Source organism: Mycoplasma crocodyli MP145 (assembly GCF_000025845.1).
Lineage (GTDB): Bacteria > Bacillota_I > Bacilli_A > Mycoplasmatales > Metamycoplasmataceae > Mycoplasmopsis > Mycoplasmopsis crocodyli.
On sequence record NC_014014.1, the window covers coordinates 17,546 to 35,806 of the forward strand.

Annotated in this window: 17 protein-coding genes; 9 read left to right on the forward strand and 8 right to left on the reverse strand. The window is 28.4% G+C overall.

What is annotated here, in order from left to right; all coding sequences use genetic code 4:
* The first annotated feature begins 3 nt into the window (after positions 1 to 3).
* Together MCRO_RS00085 and eno are read left to right on the forward strand one after the other, a co-directional pair.
* Positions 4 to 516, forward strand: a complete 513-nt coding sequence (locus MCRO_RS00085; protein WP_013054436.1) for an adenine phosphoribosyltransferase — start codon at positions 4 to 6, stop codon at positions 514 to 516.
* 155 nt (positions 517 to 671) lie between these two features.
* Positions 672 to 2,033, forward strand: a complete 1,362-nt coding sequence (gene eno / locus MCRO_RS00090; protein WP_013054266.1) for a phosphopyruvate hydratase — start codon at positions 672 to 674, stop codon at positions 2,031 to 2,033.
* Positions 2,034 to 2,192: 159 nt separating this feature from the next.
* Here the strand turns inward: eno and fucO are convergent, their stop codons facing one another.
* The 3 genes from fucO to MCRO_RS00105 all read right to left on the reverse strand — a co-directional run bounded on the left by fucO (position 2,193) and on the right by MCRO_RS00105 (position 5,089).
* Positions 2,193 to 3,344, reverse strand: coding sequence for a lactaldehyde reductase (gene fucO / locus MCRO_RS00095; RefSeq protein ID WP_013054232.1), 1,152 nt, complete (start codon positions 3,342 to 3,344; stop codon positions 2,193 to 2,195).
* Positions 3,345 to 3,446: 102 nt separating this feature from the next.
* Entirely contained in the window at positions 3,447 to 4,598 is a 1,152-nt protein-coding gene (locus MCRO_RS00100) for an SLAC1 family transporter (RefSeq protein ID WP_013054788.1), read from the reverse strand.
* 11 nt (positions 4,599 to 4,609) lie between these two features.
* Complete coding sequence (locus tag MCRO_RS00105; protein ID WP_013054174.1) at positions 4,610 to 5,089, reverse strand: deoxycytidylate deaminase; 480 nt, start codon at positions 5,087 to 5,089, stop codon at positions 4,610 to 4,612.
* 68 nt (positions 5,090 to 5,157) lie between these two features.
* Here MCRO_RS00105 and MCRO_RS00110 point away from each other — a divergent pair, with 68 nt between their 5' ends.
* Both MCRO_RS00110 and MCRO_RS00115 read left to right on the forward strand, forming a co-directional pair.
* Positions 5,158 to 6,078: an MSC_0882 family membrane protein gene (locus tag MCRO_RS00110; protein WP_013054346.1), complete on the forward strand. Its 921-nt coding sequence runs from the start codon at positions 5,158 to 5,160 to the stop codon at positions 6,076 to 6,078.
* Positions 6,078 to 6,623 (forward strand): DJ-1/PfpI family protein, encoded by a 546-nt coding sequence (locus MCRO_RS00115; protein ID WP_013054163.1) that lies wholly within the window; start codon positions 6,078 to 6,080, stop codon positions 6,621 to 6,623. Before MCRO_RS00110 ends, MCRO_RS00115 begins: the two co-directional genes overlap by 1 nt.
* 60 nt (positions 6,624 to 6,683) lie before the next feature.
* Here the strand turns inward: MCRO_RS00115 and MCRO_RS00120 are convergent, their stop codons facing one another.
* From MCRO_RS00120 to MCRO_RS00130, 3 genes are all read right to left on the reverse strand, one after another.
* Positions 6,684 to 11,027, reverse strand: a complete 4,344-nt coding sequence (locus MCRO_RS00120) for a PolC-type DNA polymerase III (RefSeq protein ID WP_013054741.1) — start codon at positions 11,025 to 11,027, stop codon at positions 6,684 to 6,686.
* Positions 11,028 to 11,130: 103 nt separating this feature from the next.
* Positions 11,131 to 12,066 carry a phosphatidate cytidylyltransferase gene (locus MCRO_RS00125; protein WP_013054649.1) on the reverse strand — a complete coding sequence of 312 codons (936 nt, stop codon included), beginning with the start codon at positions 12,064 to 12,066 and terminating at the stop codon, positions 11,131 to 11,133.
* A 16-nt stretch (positions 12,067 to 12,082) separates the two neighbouring features.
* A complete protein-coding gene (locus MCRO_RS00130) occupies positions 12,083 to 12,859 on the reverse strand; it encodes a type III pantothenate kinase (protein ID WP_013054512.1) in 777 nt (258 codons plus the stop codon).
* A gap of 39 nt (positions 12,860 to 12,898) precedes the next feature.
* Here MCRO_RS00130 and MCRO_RS00135 point away from each other — a divergent pair, with 39 nt between their 5' ends.
* From MCRO_RS00135 to MCRO_RS00155, 5 genes are all read left to right on the forward strand, one after another.
* Positions 12,899 to 13,465, forward strand: a complete 567-nt coding sequence (locus MCRO_RS00135) for an ECF transporter S component (RefSeq protein WP_013054403.1) — start codon at positions 12,899 to 12,901, stop codon at positions 13,463 to 13,465.
* An 11-nt stretch (positions 13,466 to 13,476) separates the two neighbouring features.
* Entirely contained in the window at positions 13,477 to 14,178 is a 702-nt protein-coding gene (locus MCRO_RS00140; protein ID WP_013054355.1) for a YgjP-like metallopeptidase domain-containing protein, read from the forward strand.
* Between the two features lie 53 nt (positions 14,179 to 14,231).
* Complete coding sequence (locus MCRO_RS04215; protein WP_013054296.1) at positions 14,232 to 15,395, forward strand: DnaJ C-terminal domain-containing protein; 1,164 nt, start codon at positions 14,232 to 14,234, stop codon at positions 15,393 to 15,395.
* Positions 15,396 to 15,397: 2 nt separating this feature from the next.
* Complete coding sequence (locus tag MCRO_RS00150) at positions 15,398 to 15,856, forward strand: hypothetical protein (protein ID WP_013054157.1); 459 nt, start codon at positions 15,398 to 15,400, stop codon at positions 15,854 to 15,856.
* 95 nt (positions 15,857 to 15,951) lie between these two features.
* Entirely contained in the window at positions 15,952 to 16,290 is a 339-nt protein-coding gene (locus tag MCRO_RS00155) for a hypothetical protein (protein WP_013054526.1), read from the forward strand.
* 85 nt (positions 16,291 to 16,375) lie between these two features.
* Here the strand turns inward: MCRO_RS00155 and MCRO_RS00160 are convergent, their stop codons facing one another.
* Together MCRO_RS00160 and gpmI are read right to left on the reverse strand one after the other, a co-directional pair.
* A complete protein-coding gene (locus MCRO_RS00160; RefSeq protein WP_041593994.1) occupies positions 16,376 to 16,600 on the reverse strand; it encodes a hypothetical protein in 225 nt (74 codons plus the stop codon).
* Positions 16,601 to 18,106 (reverse strand): 2,3-bisphosphoglycerate-independent phosphoglycerate mutase, encoded by a 1,506-nt coding sequence (gene gpmI / locus MCRO_RS00165; RefSeq protein WP_013054150.1) that lies wholly within the window; start codon positions 18,104 to 18,106, stop codon positions 16,601 to 16,603. It lies immediately after the preceding gene.
* Positions 18,107 to 18,261: the final 155 nt, after the last annotated feature.

Sequence of the window (18,261 nt, forward strand, 5' to 3'; positions counted from 1 at the left end):
AAAATGAATTTAAAACAATATATAAGAGAAGTAAACGACTTTCCGAAAAAAGGAATTATATTCCAAGATATTTCACCACTATTAGCTAATGGTGAAGCCCTGAATTATACAATAACAACTATGGCGAATATTTGCAAAGATGTTGATATTATAGTAGGTCCAGACGCAAGAGGTTTTCTATTTGGAACACCGGTTGCAGCATTTCTAAAAAAACCGTTTATTATGGTTAGAAAACCAAATAAATTACCTGGTGAAGTTGTGTCTATGAATTATGATCTTGAATATGGTAGCAACACACTAGAAATACAAAAAGGTTTTGTTAAAAAAGGTCAAACCGTTGCAATAGTTGATGATGTTCTTGCTACTGGTGGTACCACTAAAGCAATTATCAAACTGTTAGAAAGCCAAGGAGCAATTGTTAAAAAAATAGTTTTACTGATGGAACTTGAATTCTTGAATGGAAGAGAATTATTTAATAAGAATATTGAAATTAATTCACTAATTAAAGTAAAATAATATATATAAATTGTGCTATAAAACAGCACATTTTTTTATTTTGTTTAATTATGGTAATGATCCTATGTTATTTGAAAAAACTGTTTAATTAACCATTAATTATTTTTTTTCAAAATGTTATAATTACACTATATATATTTTAAGAGGAGATTAAAATGTCAGCAATTAATAAAATTCACGCTCGTGAAGTATTAGACTCAAGAGGGAACCCAACTGTTCAAGTAGAAGTGTGAACAGATGCTGGAGCTTACGGTTCAGCAATGGTTCCTTCGGGAGCATCAACAGGTTCAAGAGAAGCTCTTGAACTTAGAGACAAAGGTTCGATTTATGAATCAAATTGATTCGGTGGGAAAGGTGTTATGTTAGCAGTAGATCATGTTAATAAAGACATTGCTAAACACATCATTGGATTAGAAGTTACAGAACAACGTAAAATTGATAAAACAATGATTAAATTAGATGGAACAAAAACTAAATCAAAATTTGGTGCAAATGCAATTTTAGGAGTTTCTTTAGCAGTGGCAAGAGCAGCTGCAGACGAATTAGATTTACCATTATACAAATATATCGGTGGATTTAATGCTCACCAATTACCAGTACCTATGCTTAATGTTATTAATGGTGGTGAGCATGCTTCAAATACAGTTGACTTTCAAGAATTCATGATTATGCCGGTTGGTGCAAAATCATTTAGAGAAGCAATGCAAATGGCAAACCATGTATTCCATAACTTAGCAAGATTATTAAAATCAGCAGGACACGGAATTCAAGTTGGTGATGAAGGTGGATTTGCTCCAAACTTCAAATCACACGAAGAAGCTTTAGATTTCTTAGTTGAAGCTATTAAAGCGGCAGGATACAAAGCAGCTAAAAGAGGGCCAAAAGCAGTTGCTATTGCTATGGACTGTGCTTCAAGTGAATTATATGACGGAAAAGTTTATACATTTGGAAAACTTAAAGCGGCTATTGAAATGGGTAAAGAAGGTTTTGAAAGACTTGGAAATGTTAAATTAACATATACAACAAATGAAATGGTTGATTACCTAGGAATGTTAGTTAAAAAATACCCAATTATTTCTATCGAAGACGGATTTGCAGAAAGTGACTGAGACGGATTTAAAAAATTCACTGAACAATACGGACATGAATTACAAATAGTTGGAGACGACTTAACGGTAACAAACACAGAAATTTTAGCTCGTGCTATTGAAGAAAAATCAATGAATTCAATCCTTATTAAAGTTAATCAAATAGGTTCATTAACAGAAACGTTAGAAGCGGTCGAAATGGCTCAAAAAGCAAACATGACAGCTGTTGTATCACACCGTTCAGGTGAAACAGAAGACACAACAATTGCTGATATTGCTGTTGCTCTCAATACAGGACAAATTAAAACAGGTTCAATGTCAAGAACAGATAGAATTGCAAAATATAACAGACTATTAGCAATTGAAGAAGAACTTGGTGAAACATCAACTTTCGAAGGTTCTGACACATTTTACAACCTAGCAAAATAATAAGTTCAAAAACCGGTTTTCCGGTTTTTTTATTTTCATTGCACTAAAATTTAATTTACTCATTCATCTTCACTATAGGGATTTGTTTTAATTTAAATACCTATAGTGAATGAAGAAAAACCGGTTAAAAAACCGGTTTTTAGATAGTTTGAGTTGATTTTATTTCAGAAGTTTCTTATACAATTCCTTAATTTCTTCAAGAGTTGCTTGTCTTGCATTTCCTGGGGTGCACACATCTTTAAAAGCAAATTCCGCAATTAAATCTAGATCTTCTAATTTCATTAATTTTTTAAGTGATTGTGGAATTCCTAAACGAATTGCTAAATCCTTAACTGCTTTAACAGCGGCTTTTCTATATTGACTTTTATTCATTTTATCGACATCAGGAACATTAAAAGCTTTTGCAATTTCTCTATATTTAGTTCCGCTTGCTGGTGCATTATACTCCATTACAGTAGGCAATAAAATTGCATTTGCAATTCCATGAGGAATGTTGTAATATCCACTTAGTGGGTGGCTCATTGAGTGTACTATTCCAAGTCCTACATTTGAATAACCCATACCAGCAATGTATGAAGCCAAAATCATATTTTCTTGAGCAACTCCATTCCCCCTAACTGCTTTTTCTAAGTTATTTGCAATTAGTTCAATTGATTTAATGTGAGCCATATCGCTCATTGCTCAAGCACCTTGTGTGATATACCCTTCAATTGCATGTGTAAGCGCATCCATTCCACTAGCTTTCGCTAATCCTTTTGGCATTGTTGATGTTAAATCAGCATCAACAATTGCAACTTCTGGAACATCATTAGGATCTACACACACAAATTTCCTACTTGTTTTTTTGTCGGTAATAACATAGTTCATAGTTACCTCAGAAGCGGTTCCTGCAGTGGTAGGAATTGCAATTGTAAACACTGCATGTTTTTTTGTTGGTGATAAACCTTCAAGAGAAAGAACATCATCAAATTCTGGATTTGCTACAATAATTCCTATTCCTTTAGCAACATCAATGGGTGAGCCACCTCCGACTGCTAATATATAATCAGCTTTTGATTTTTTAAAAGCGAGAACTCCATTTTGAACATTTTCTATAGATGGGTTTGGTTCTACATCGCTATAAATTACGTAAGCCATTTCATTTTTATTAAGAACATCAGTAATTAAATTAATAATTCCGTTTTCTACAATAGCTTTATCTGTACATATAAAAGCTTTTTTTAGATTTCTTTTGGTTATTTCGTGTATGATGTTTTCTCTTGCATTTCTACCAAAATATGCAACGGGATTAAGTACCATTCTTCTAGCCATTTTTTTATCTCCTTTAATAATATTTATTTAATTATACTTTTTTTGTTGTATGGTAATTTTATTCCATAAATGATGAATAAAAAATTCCAAGGATTTTTGGAATTAGTATTGCATTATTTTTCCTAAGAACAAAACTTTATAATGGATAATTAAATATCTAATCATTACATATGAAATTACAATTGTTGAGGTGCTTATAAAAAGAATTCCAACTGCTAAATAGAAAATATGTATTGCTTTTATAAGTGTAAATATTAGAGAATTTTGTTCTAGATTTTCAAGTGCAAATAACTTTAAATTAAGAGATAGTTTTAAAAATGATGTTGCCGAAACTGCACTTGGAAAGGTTAAGGCAGTTCAACTTGGATTAAATTTCAACTTTATAATTTTTATTAAGCTTGTAAAGAATATAAACATCCCAAGAGTTGATATTGAAATTAAAACCGTTAGTAATAAATAACAAAATAAAGGTGAATTATAAGCAAAGAAAGTGTGAAGATCTGAGAATACACAAAAGAATCCTGAAGATAACAAACAGCCTGGAGAAATAAAAACTCCTATTGCTGAAATTTGAGGTTTTTCACTATATCTAAAGAAAATTATATTATATAAAATGATTGGTAAAAAAACCATATAAAGACCAAAGGCAATAAATCAAATTACTCTATAAACATCTATTGGAATTAGATTACCAAGATTAGGATAGGCATTACAAATTATAGCGATTCCAACGGTAGGAACAAATCAAGACGAGTATGCAACATCGCTTTTAAAATTGTGTCTTCCCATTACAAACTTTAAAAAACCTAGTAACATAATAATTTGTAAGATAAGTGCTAGAGTGGAAATTATAGAGGCAATTATAGTTCCAGTATTAACAATTCTCTTATTAATATCATATGTAAAGTTTATATCGAAAGCACCAATAGACGCTGCTGATATATAAGAAACTATTTGAATTAAAAGCATTCATTTTGTTGGTAAAAATCCTGAAGTTGAACTACCTTTTCACTCTGACAATAATAAATCAAAATTAAGTGAAAATTTTACCAAAATGCTTATAAAACAATAAATTCCGAAAATAAAACCAATTGTATAAACAGTTACTCCTAAATAAAAATAGTCTGCAATTTTTGTGTCATCATATATGTGTCTCATTAAATAAAATCACAAAGAGCATAATGTAATTGCACCAAGTCCTAGACCACTGGTACCACTTGGTAAATCTCTAAATTTTTCAGCAATTTTTTTCATTTCAATTCTTTCTATTTATTTGTTTTCAGATTAACTTGAACGTCAGTTGTATCAACCAATTTTCTGGTTTTAACATTACAAGTTTTTAGCAAATATCTCGACATTTCACCATCTTCGGTATCGTGATATTTATCATCTTCATAAATAACTTCTGAAATTCCTGCTTGCACAATAACTTTTGCACAATTTATACAAGGAAATAAAGTTGTATATAAAATAGCGTTTTTTGGTTGAACAGTAGTATTTAATATTGCATTAACTTCGGCATGAACAACATAAGGATATTTTGTTTCTTTTTGACTTTGACCATCTCTACCTCATGGAAAATCTTTGTCGTTTCCGTTAGGCATTCCATTGTATCCTAAACCAATAACTTTCTTCTCAGAATTTATTATACATGCTCCTACTTGGGTTGATGGATCTTTACTTCTTAATGACGAAATTTTAGCTAGCGAAATAAAATAAGTATCTCAATTAATATTATTTTTCATTTGTTTATTACCTTTCAAAATATTTTAAACTATTATATTATAATTATTAAGATAAAAAAGGAGCATTAATGAATTTTAGACCAATTAATGACAATACACAAGGTATCAATGTTATTCAAAATAATAGCCTTGATAGAACTATTCGTTCCGAGTCAAATCTTAAAAGTGATCCTGAAGGTCAACTTAGTCCTCGTGCTTATAGAATTATCCAAAGAGAAAGAGCAATTAAAGGAATTTCTTCTTTAATTTGAGGTTCGGCTTTATTTTTATCATCCCTTATCTTGCTTGTTTTAGCTTTAATTTTTACAAACACTGTAAAAATTCCTTTTTTAGATGCATATACCAATCAAAAAACAAGCGCTAATGTAATTGGCTATTATATACTTTTATTAATTTTCATTATAGTATCATTTTCATTTATGATAAGAAACATAATTGATTTTACTTCTTGGAAAAATACAATAAAACGTTTAAGAGAAAGTTATGATAGAGGTGATGCTTCAGCAAACGTAATGTTTCACTCAACTTACAGAAAGTTGACTCTGAAAACTATAAAAACAATGTGGGTTTATATAAATATACTTACATTTTATGGATTTTTTGCATTAGTGATTTTTGGTTTAAAATATATAAAGATACATACCGAAAGTGAGATTTTTGCATTAAAATTAGATATGGAGCTAATTCTTCAAAAAGCTTTTGGAAATGTTAATGTTTTTACAATCATTAATGTAATAATTTTAATTTCAGCAACAGCAGTTTTTGTAGCAGTCAATTTAATTGATAAAAAACGAATTATAGACCTCCAAGATTTCTTAGGTGAAAAAACTCATGAAATAATGGAAAGTATTACTATTTCAAAAGAGAAATTAAATAAAGCTTTTTTAAGGGTGTACCTAGTTTGCGTTGGTATATTTATAGTTCTTCCAATTTTTCTATTAATGCTTGCAATTTATAGAATGATTAAAAAAAAGAAAGTAGGTAAGTAATGAATATTTTAGTATTACTACATGACAAATTCAATGATGTTGAATTTACAGGTTTTATGGCTTGTTTAATAAGAAGTGGAAAAGTTAAAGGAATTCAATATTACAATCCAACACTAAAACAAGTAACAGGACAATTTGGATTAACCCATTTAAAAATTAACGATAAGTTTCAATATGAACTTTATGATGCAATTTTTATTCCAGGTGGACCAGCTGCACAAGATTTAAGAGAAGATAAAAAGTCTTTAGAAATTGTTAAAAAATTCTACCTTGATAAAAAATATGTTTATGCAATTTGTGATGCACCAAACGCTTTATATGAAAATGATATTTTCGATGAAGATGTTAGATACTCATCATATCCAATGCCGAATTTAGTAGCATCAAGAAACAGAACGGAAGCAATGGTAACCGTTGGTGGAGATCACCTAATTACAGGTAGATGTGCTATGTCGGGGGTTGAACTAGGTATTGCAGCAGTTAAACAACTTTTTGGTGAAGAAACAGCAAAAATGGTTGAACTAGGCATGAGAGGAAACAACTAATTCAATAATAATAAAAAACACATTAGCCTTGTGCATAGGTTAATGTGTTTTTTATTTAATCTAAAATAAAGTATTTTGATCAGACTCAGGAAGTTCTTTGAAAACACCGAGTTTTTCAAATTCAGCATACTGAGTTTTGGAAACTGAAGTTCTGTTTGCAAAATCCTCTTTTGAAATAAACGGTTTTTCTTTTCTTGCTTGTGTTATCGAATAAGCAGTACTATCACCCAAACTATCAAGAGCTGAAAAAGGTGGAATAATGGTTTTATTTTGATAATCTATCACTCATTCTTTTTCTAAGCTCTTAGTAATTGATATTTTACTTATCGTAAATCCACGCGCATATAACTCACGCGCTATTTCTAAAACGGGAATTAAGTTTGCTTCTTTAGCAGATATTTCATTAATTGGTTTTGAATTTATTTCTGCAATTCTATTATTAATTTTAGTTATTTTGAAATCTTCACACATGTTAGCTACATCAAAAACATCGCATCTTGTTGTAAAAAACGTTGCATAATATTCAAGAGGTTTATAAACTTTAAATCAAGCAATTCTTCAAGCCATTAGAACATATGCAGTAGCATGTGCTTTAGGAAACATGTACTTAATTTTTTTCATACTATCTATGTATCATTGTGGTATTTTATTTTTTCTAAGGTCTTGCTCTTGTTCTTCGGTGATTCCTTTACCTTTTCTAACTTGTTCCATAATTTTAAAAGCATATAAAGAATCAACACCATGCTTGATTAAATAAACCATAATGTCATCTCTACATGAAATAACTTGGTCTATTGTGTGTCCTTTTTCCTTAATTAAACTTTGTGCATTGTTTAACCAAACGTCTGTACCGTGTGAAAGTCCTGAAAGCGAAATTAAGTCAGCAAAACTTTTTGCTTTAGCTTGTTCTAACATCTTTCTAACAAAAGGAGTTCCAAATTCAGGAATTCCTAAAGCACCTGTTGGCTCACCCCCGATTTGGCTAGAATTAATACCAAGAGCAGCAGGTGATGTAAAAATGGACATAACTTTTTTATCTTTTTTTGGTATATCTTTTTTAACATCTACACCAGTTAAACGCTCTAACATTTTTATGGCTGTTGGATCATCATGCCCAAGTATATCTAATTTAAGAACATTATCATGAATTGCATGGAAATCAAAGTGTGTTGTTTTTCAATCACTTTCAACATCATTACCTGGGAAGTTAATTGGTGTGAAATCTTCAACACTATATTCTTTAGGAATAATTATTATTCCTCCGGGGTGTTGACCAGTTCCTCTTTTTACTCCTTCGATAATTGAAGTTAAATAATCAACAAAAGTACTTGATATTTTTTTACCACTTTCATCAAGTGCATTTTTAATATAACCATAACTTGTTTTTGAAGCAGCCGTTGCTATAGTTCCGGCTCTAAAAGTGTGGTTTTCTCCAAACAATCTTCTAATCTCATTATGAATTTCACCTTGATAATCTCCGGAGAAGTTTAAATCAATATCAGGAACTTTATCGGCTTCAAAACCTAAGAATGTTTCAAAAGGAATTGTTTGACCGTCCTTATCCATTGTTATTTTGCATTTTTCGCATTCCTTATCATCTAAATCAAATCCAGAACTTATTTTTAAATTGTCTATAAGTTCAAACTTTTTGCATTTAGGACAAACAAAGTGTGGTGGAAGAGGGTTAACCTCTGTTATTCCTGATAATGTAGCTACCAAAGATGATCCAACAGACCCACGACTACCAACTAAATAACCATTATCAATTGATTTTTTAACAAGCTTGTGGGATATTCAATAAATAACATCATAACCATATTTTAATATAGGATTAATTTCTTTTTTAATTCTATTTTCAACTATTTCAGGAAGTTTTTCACCATATTTTTCTCTTGCTGTTTTATAAACCAAATCTTTTAACTTTGTTGGAGAATCATCAAATTTTGGTGTATACAAATCTTTTTTAATTACTTCTATTTCATTAATTTTATCAGTAATTAAATTTGTGTTTTCTACAACAATTTCATAAGCTAATTTGTCTTCTAGAAAACTAAATTCTTCAATCATTTGTTCAGTAGTTAAATAAAACCTTTCAGGCAACTTTAAGTCATGCTTTCTTTTATAATCAAATAAATAATGCCTATCTCCACCAATAGCTTTTGCATAAACTAAAAGCGAATAAGCTGTTTTTTCTGTTTCGTTAATGTATCTGACATCACCTACCGCAACAACTATTTTTTTCATTTCTTTTGCCGTTTTAACCAAGTATTTTAAAGCGTTTTTTATATCTTCTTCTTTAAAATCACCATACTCAATTCAATGTTTAAAGTTTGATAAACAAGGGATTTCTATATAGTCAAATTTTTCAATGTAATTTCTTAGTTCGGTATCGTTTTTAAAAAATAAAGCATTTATTACTAATCCGTTTAGCGTACTTGATCCAACTAAAATATTTTTTGATCTCTTAATGTCTTCAAAAAATATTTTTGGTTGGTTATACATTCTTTCAGTTAGTGATAATGATACAAAGTTAAATAGTTCTTTTAAACCTTTTTGATTAAGTGCTATTACACTCACATCATCTGAGAACTTTTTAAAATATAATTGATTACTTTTATAATCTCTAAGTTCGACAATGGTGTTTATATTAATTTCAGCCAATAAATTCATTGATGGAATTCAAGCATTTGCTAAAATTTCAGCATCGTAATCTGCTCGGTGAGCAGCATCGGAGTTATAAATAATCCCAAGTCTTCCTACATAATTTTCCAATCTGTGTTTACTATCTTTACTAAAGAGTAATCTAGACACAACTAATGTATCTATAAAAGTTGTTTTGGGAATTTCCATTTTGTTGTCTAGAAATTTTTGAAATAAAAAATTCATATCAAATGTTGAGTTATGTGCAACAGCGATTCTGTTTTCAAATAACTTGCTGATTTTTAATAATGCAGGTTTTAATTCTAAACCTTCATTTTTAAGCATTTGATCTGTAATACCGGTCAAATTGATAGTAAAAGCACTAAGTGAATTTTTTGCTTTTATGAAAAATTGCTCTCTTGAAATTACTGATCCGTTCTTAATTATTGTTGCACCAAATTCAATTAGTTCATGATATCTTGGAGATAGACCTGTTGTTTCTATATCAAAACAAACATATTCTTGTTCTTTTAAAATTCCATCTTTTTGGAAATTAGAAACTGAATTATTTGACTGTGGTATAGTTGAAAAAGTAGCCCCAAGAATTGGTTTAATTTTTGCTTTTTTTGCTGCATTATAAAAATCAGGGAATCCTTGAACGCTATTCGAATCTAATAAAGCAACTGCTCTATGTCCTAATTCTTTCGCTTTATTAATTAATTGTATTGGTGTTAAAATTCCATCCATTGTATTCATTTTGCTTTTTGTATTAAGTTCAACTCTTTTAATTTCAGAATCATCAGTAATTATTTTTTTATTGTCTTTTTGTTTAGCAACATCATCAGCAAAAACGAAAACAACATCTCTCATATTTTTGCTTAGCGATCCTTCTACAAAAACAAAATCACCAACATTAACCGTTCTATCTTTATCTAATTGTTCGTTTAAAAACCACTTAACTTCAATAGCGTCTTTGTAATCAGTAATTGAAAAAGTATAAATGTGTTTTTCATTTTTTGAAACACTATAATCACTTTTATAAACATAACCATTAAATGAAACTCTTGTTTTTTCCTCTATTTCGTCATTATTTATTTGCTCAATAGTTCTCTTTAAATAATTTTTATTTCTAGTATTTTTGGTAAATTTTTTAGTTCCAATTTTAGAAAAAACCACATCTTCAGTTTTTATTTTTCTTAATTTTTCATCAATTAAATCTTGTAAATTTTGAAGCGATTCAGTATTTTTATTTTGCACATATTCTAAATAATCTGGATAAATATTAAAGCCTAAAAAACCAATTTTATTTAATTCTCTATTAATAAATTCGCAAGCACTTTCAACATTTAATTTTAGACTTTCATCATAATAGCAAAGTCTTCAACTTGGTATTGTGTGGTTTGCGTTGAATGTAAAATCATCTATTCTAAGTTTTATTCACTCTAATTCCTGAAAATTTTCAATTATGTAAAGAATGTAATCTTTCATATATTGAGCATCATTTATAGAGTTTATTATTTTAAAGTTAACAATGAACTTTTGCCCATTGCTTACTTTTAATCTCTTAAGTAAAATATCAAAATCAGAAATTTTTGGAACACTAGGTATTGATATGTTTACATAAAAAATATATTGTTCATTTACAAATTCAAAATGAATTGGTTCAGGAATAAAAGCTTCTCTTAAAGTTGGAATTTTTGGAACATGTAAAAACTCCATAAATTTATTAAAAGTTTCATCTTGATAGTATTTTTTATTAGTCATATTTATATTATAAGAGCAAAAAAAATATATAAATTAAATAGTGAATTTTTTTTCATCTATTTAAATTGCGTTTTTATTGATATAAATCGATGAAATTATAGAGTTAAGCAACAAAATACATTAAAAACCCAAAGAAAAATACAAAAGAAATCGAATCGTATCTATCTAAAATACCGCCATGGCCTAAAAGTATTTTAGAAAAATCCTTTGTTGAGTTCATTCTTTTAATTGCTGAAAAAGAAAGGTCACCCATGATGGCAAACATAGGTAAAGTGATGTTTGCAAAAATCTGAATTCCTATATTTGAGTTAAATAAATTAAGTGTAAATATCGTTGAAGATAAAATTATGAAACTCATTAGATAAGCACTTATTGCACCCTCTCAAGTTTTTTTAGGAGAAATTGATGGCGCAAATTTATTCTTAAAAAATTTGTGTCCAAAATATTTACCACCAAAATATCCAAACATGTCACATGAAATACTTACAGCAAAAAATAGAATTAAATATTTTCATGCACTAGTTGATGAATAAATTAATTGCTTTGAAGCAATCATCAAGAAATAAAGAGTTATAAACAAAACAGTTGCTTTAATTGTTAAGTTTTTGTAACTAACATTTTCAACAGTAAAGATTTTTATAAAAAAATAGCTTAACGAAATTAAAAACATAATAATTACACTTCAAAAATCTCTAAAAATCAATTCTATTATATTTTTCATTCCATAACTTGTACCTGCATCTATTTCGTAATCAATGAAATTTGAAATAGTTATCATAGGAAAAGCAAAAGCGACAGAGCATAAACACGATAAAAATAAAGAATAATATAAACCAAGACCAAAACTATTAAATAATTCAAAGCAAATATATATAAAAATTATCGACAACATTATGTAGCTAATTAATCTTGATATTTCACCAAATTTTCCTTGTGAGTTTCCACCAATTATCATAAATGAAAAAAAACCACCAAAAAACACAGCTAATAGTATAGCCGGAATAATTCTATTGTTTTTTATTTTTTCAAAGTTCAACATATATTTTTATATTATACTATTTTATATTAATCGTGAGTATATTTAAATAACCTTCGAGAATAGCATATTTATTTATCTCAACAAAGTGATTGTTGTTAAATGAAGTTGCCGCATTTCCTGAAGCAACTATATAAAAATTTTTATCATCATACTTTGCTTTTATAGAGTTCACAAAACTCAATAAAAAGCCATTTCTATGATGAAAGTATCCTGATTCAAGAGCTCCAGAAGTGTCTTGACCATAGGATAATAAAGAAGCTCTATCAATCTTTGTTTTCTTTAAAAGTGAAGCTTTAGAAATTAAAGAATTATAAGAAGATTCTAGACCGGCTGATATTGACACACCAATTAATTTTTTATCTACTATAAATAAACCAACATTACTCGTTCCAAAGGAAAAAGCTATAGAATTTTCGTTTTTTCTTACTGCGTATTCACTTAAAGCTAGCAAGTCATCACCAATTCCTTTAGCAATAAAACCAGAAGAATCAAATGAAAATTTTGTCTTTTCATTAATTCTATAAGCTTCTATCGACAAAACATTTTTAAGTACTAAATTCAATTTTTCTCAATAGCTTTTTACAACGCAACCCATTATCACACTAACTATGTTTTTCATTTTATATGTTTCTAACTTACTTATTATCTTATCTAAATCAATTTTCTTACTAGGAAACATAGAAAAATCAATTAGTTCTTTATTTTCGTTAAATAGCCCCATTTTAATGAAACTATTACCAATATCTATTGTTAAATATGACTTGATATTTGTTTTAAAGTTTTTGCTTATCATAACTAAATTTTATTATAAAATTAAAAAATATGAGGTCATATGATTAGAAAAATTGTTTTTGCTTCAATTTACGTTGCAATGATATTAACTTTTAGTTTAATTCCGTTTTTAGGATATATAACTATTGGAGTGGTTGCTATATCAATTATTCCATTTTTTGTAGTGGTAGCAACTGTTCATTTAGGATTTTTAGGCGCATCAACATCTTCAATAACGTTTGGATTAGGTTCATTATTTGCTGCTTTAGTTCAAGGAGATCCATACTTTATTTTTCCGGATTTATCTGTATTGCCAAGAATTTTAGTTGGATTAGTAGTTTATTTAGTATATAAATTATTACGCGATCCAAATTGATGAAAGGTTCTAATTTTAGGAATTATTGCTCCCATTTCAAATACTATTTTCGTTACAATAGCGCTTTATATTCATCATTCATTTGCACCAATTTCTTGATTAGGTAATATAAATGTTTGACTTGTAGCAATTTGACTTAATGTAGTTGTTGAAATTATTGCTTGTGCTGTTATCTCTACTGCACTTTGACCAGCTGTTTATCATTTAAGAAAAAAGGAAGAAGATGAGAAAAAAGCACAAATATATTGATAAAATAAAATAAAATGATTTTAGAAAAAAGCTATTTATTAAAGAAATTTGAAGAGACAAATAATATTAATACGAAAATAGAAGTTATTAAAACAAAAAATAAAAACTCTTATTGCCATTATGTGGATGGTATTTTTTTTATAAAGTTAGCTTTTAATCATGACGAACGAATAGTTATTGATTTAATAGATAAATTAGTACCAAAAATTTCAATTGGAATTATTAATAGCAAAGCTTTGAAAATTGATTTTGAAACAAATTCATTCAACCTTTTTGGAAATCAATTAGTCTATGAGATAGATAAAAAAAGAAAAGTTATTTTTATTTTTGATGAAGGAAAAATGACTGGATTTATAAAATATATTTCTGAAAATACAATTGAATCAAAAATCAAAAATTGAATAAAGAAAAAACTATTTAAGGAATTAGAAAACTTACAAAGAAAATATGAAGAAATAATGCAATGCAACGAATATAAAATATTAATTAAAGAAAAAAATAATACATGAGGAACAAATTCAAGAAGAACAAAAACAATAAGTTATAGTTTTAAACTTCATAACTTTGCAATTTCCACTATTGAAAGTGTTGTTGTTCATGAATTAGCCCATGACAAAATATCTAAACATTCAAACAGCTTTTTTTCATTGATTAAAAAATATTTTCCTGACTATGACGAAAAACACGCAAAGTTAAATCACAGCATTATAAAATAAATTAAGGAGATTATTTAGCAATTTAAGTATTAATGTGCTAAAATAATAACATTATGGCAAATAAAGATTATTATGAAATTTTAGGTGTTAGTAAAAACGCTGACACAAAAACTATAAAAACTGCATATAGAAAACTAGCTATGCAACACCACCCTGATAAAACTCAAGATCCATCAAGTGATCAAAAAATGAGAGAAATTAATGAGGCATATGAAACCCTTTCTGATGAAAAAAAGAGAAAAGACTACGATATGTTTGGATCGGGAGGTCCAAATGCTGGTGCTCATAATGGTTACTCGCAAGGCGGAAATCCATTTAGTGGATTTGCAGGAGGATTTAGTGGTAATCCTTTTGGTGGAGGATCTGGAGGATTTAGTGACTTCTTTGAAGATATTTTTAACTTTACCAGTGGAGGAGGAAGATCTCAACAAGAAGCAAATAATTCATCAAATAATGGGCCACAAGATTATCAAATCACAAGAATGATTCCATTCACCGATGCAATAGTTGGTGCGGTTTATAAGGAATCGTTTGAAAAGTATGAACCCTGTCTTCATTGCAAAGGAACGGGAGCTGAATCATCTAGTGATTTAGTTAATTGTTCAACATGTATTGGTAAAGGATATGTTAATGTTGTAAAAAGATCATTTTTTGGAGACGTTGCTTCAAGAGAAATGTGTCCAAAATGTTCTGGTACCGGAAAAATTGTAGTTAGAAAATGTAAAAGTTGTGATGGAGAAAAATTCATCAAATCAACAAAGAAAATGTCTATTACTATTCCAGCTGGTGTTATTTCAAACACTAACCTTAAATTATCGGGATTTGGTGGTCCAGGTGCAAATGGACAAGTTGGAGATCTCTATATAAGAATTATGGTGAAGGAACATAAGTACTTTAAACGCGAAGGAAATGATATTCATTTAGAATTACCAATTTCATTCATTGATGTTATCAACGAAAGAATAATTGATGTTCCAACACCTTATGGTTTAGACAAAATAAAATTAAAGAAAACTTACAATGACACAATGACTATTAAATTAGTTGGAAAAGGTGTTAAAACATCAAAGGGAACCGGAGATTTAAGACTTAAATTAAGAATAATTATTCCACCTAATTTATCACCAATTGATTATGATAACTTAATAAAATCTAGTATGGGTGCAAGAGACAATTCTAATAAGGAATTTGTATCAAAGGTTAAGAAAGAAAGGTAAAAATGATTGAAAAATATAAAAATGCAAAAATCCAATCATGATTATTGTTATCAATAAGTATTATTTCAACAATTTTAACAATTATTTCATTTTCTTTTCTTTTTAAATCACTTATTGAAATAGGTAATTCTGAAGTTAAAGACGAGAAAAGTTTGGTCGAATCAATTGTAAATTCGCTTTCTAAAATAAATATATTTTGAATTCCCCAAGCAATTTTGTCATTAGTTTCATTGGTTCTTACTATTATGCTTATACTATTTACAAATGGTAAACAAAAATTAAAAACAATATTCGTTTTTCTGATTATCGGAATATTTATTGGTGTATTTGAAGTTGTTGCTGCTATTATGTTGATTATTGAACTTCCTAAATTGATAAAGGAAGAAGAACTTGATATGCAAAAACAAAAAGAACAAATTTTAAATGTTGAAACAATTGTTGAAGAAGAAAAACAAGAATAACTAATTAAACAAACTAAAGTTTAAAATCAACATCAAAAGGTTGGTTTTTTATTTATTTTTAATATAATTTATTAGATATCAAAAAGGAGATATTAATGGAAAAAACACTAAAATCTATGAAATCTAAAACAATTTTTATGCTTGTTCTATACCCATTAACACTTATTTTATCAATAGTGTTTCTTGCGGTAATGGTACCAATGATTGCATCAGGTTCTGCATCAGGTTCTATAGCGACAATTCTAATATTTGGATTGGTTATATTTGCACTAGGAATAACTTCTCTTATTTTTATAATACAACTTATTATATTTTCACACAAAGAACAACTACCAACAATTTTTGTTCTATTATTAATAGGTTTTTTTATACCTTTAGTTCAATTCATAGGATTTATTATGTTATTAGTCGAATTAAACAAAAAACTAAAATAACTTTAAAGAAAAAAACATTGCTTTTTAGTGGTGTTTTTTTCTTTAAAGAATACTGTTTATAAAAGACAATTCCAAATTAAAAAAATTAAACAAGGTTATAAATTGTTTTATGATTATTAACTTTTGCATTTGATATAAGTTCTATATATAATATCCCACTAGGTGCAATATTTAACATCTTCTTATTTGTTTTAATAATTCACTTGCATAATAATTTATTAAGTGAGTTAAAAGAAGAAATAATTGAAGCAGATAAAAAACCAATAACCAAATAAACTATTGTTTGAAAGGGTTGTTGGTTTTTTATCAATTATTTTATAAGTAAAGATTTTTCATCCATTTCTTTTGGTTGTTTTATATTAATGTAATCTAAAACAGTTGGAGCAACATTAGCTAATTTTCCGTTTTCAAGTCTAACGTTTTTATCGTTACAGATTAACATAACAGGACTTGAAGTATGTTTTGTAGCTGGGTTCCCTTGTGCGTCTTCTGTTAGTTCTGCATTTCCATGATCGGCTGTAATAAAGATTGTTACGGAATTTTTATCAGCTCAATCTAAAACTCTTCTAAGTTGGCTATCTAAAACTTCAACAGCTGTAACTGTAGCCTTTAAATCTCCTGTATGTCCAACCATATCGGGATTTGCATAGTTCATAATTGTTACATCATAGTCTAATCCGTTGGCCAATAATTCATCAGTAATTCCTTTTGCAGACATTTGTGGTGCTGTTGCATAAGATTCAACTTTTAATGAAGGAACCATTATTCTTTTTGAATTCTTATATTCAATATCATTTCCACCATCCATAAAGAAAGTAACATGAGCATATTTTTGCGTTTCTGCAATTCTTAATTGTTTTTTGTTTGCAAGTTCTAAAACTTTTCCAATAGGATGTGTAATTTTCATTTCATCAAAAGCAACCAAAGTATTTAAACCTTCATATTTCATCATTGAAACAAATTCTGATATTTTTCTTATGTTTTTAGGTTTTGCATCATACAATTTTGAATTTATAAATAGATGGCTTAATTGTCTTGCTCTATCTGGTCTAAAATTAAAGAATATAATTGAATCATTATTGTTTATAAAATCTTCTTTCTTACAATTTTGATTAATTGATGGAACTAAGAATTCGTCAGTAATTCCTTTTGAATATTGTTCCTCTACAAATTCTTTTGCAGTATTAAATTTGCTTTCAGTCAATCCCAGTAGTGCATCATATCCTTGTTCAACTCTATCAAACATTTTGTCTCTATCCATTGAGTAAAAACGTCCAGCAATACTTGCGATTTTATATCCATATTTATCGCATTTTTCTTGAAGTTTTTCAATAGAAATTAAAATTGATTTTGGAGCAACATCTCTTCCGTCTCCGAAACAATGAACTGAAACATTTTTAAGTCCAAAATTATGGGCTGCATCAAGCAATGCAAACAAATGATCTTCAAGCGAATGAACTCCTCCTGGGCTTAATAACCCCATTAAGTGTAGAGTTGAATTATTCTTTTTAACACTATTAAATGCAGTTAAAAAAGATTGATTTTTAGCAAACTTCTTATCATCAAGAGCTTTTTTAATCAATGATAGCCCAGTATAAACTACTGTACCAGCTCCAATGTTTAAATGTCCAACTTCACTATTTCCCATTTGTCCAACAGGTAGTCCCACATACTCTCCTGATGCTTGAATTATTGAATTTGGATATTCTTTGAACATCATATCAAAGGTAGGCGTGTTTGCTAATGCAAACGCGTTACCTTGTTTTTCTTCTCTTAGACCTAAACCGTCTATAACTATTAGTACAACTTTCTTCATGTATCTCCTTAAATAAAAATAATTATAGAATATTTTTATCAACTTAATTAAATAACTATCTAAATAAATGTGGAACATTTATGTCATTTTATGTTTTTACTTCCTATATATATATATATATATATATAATGTTTATGAAATTATCTAATTTTTTT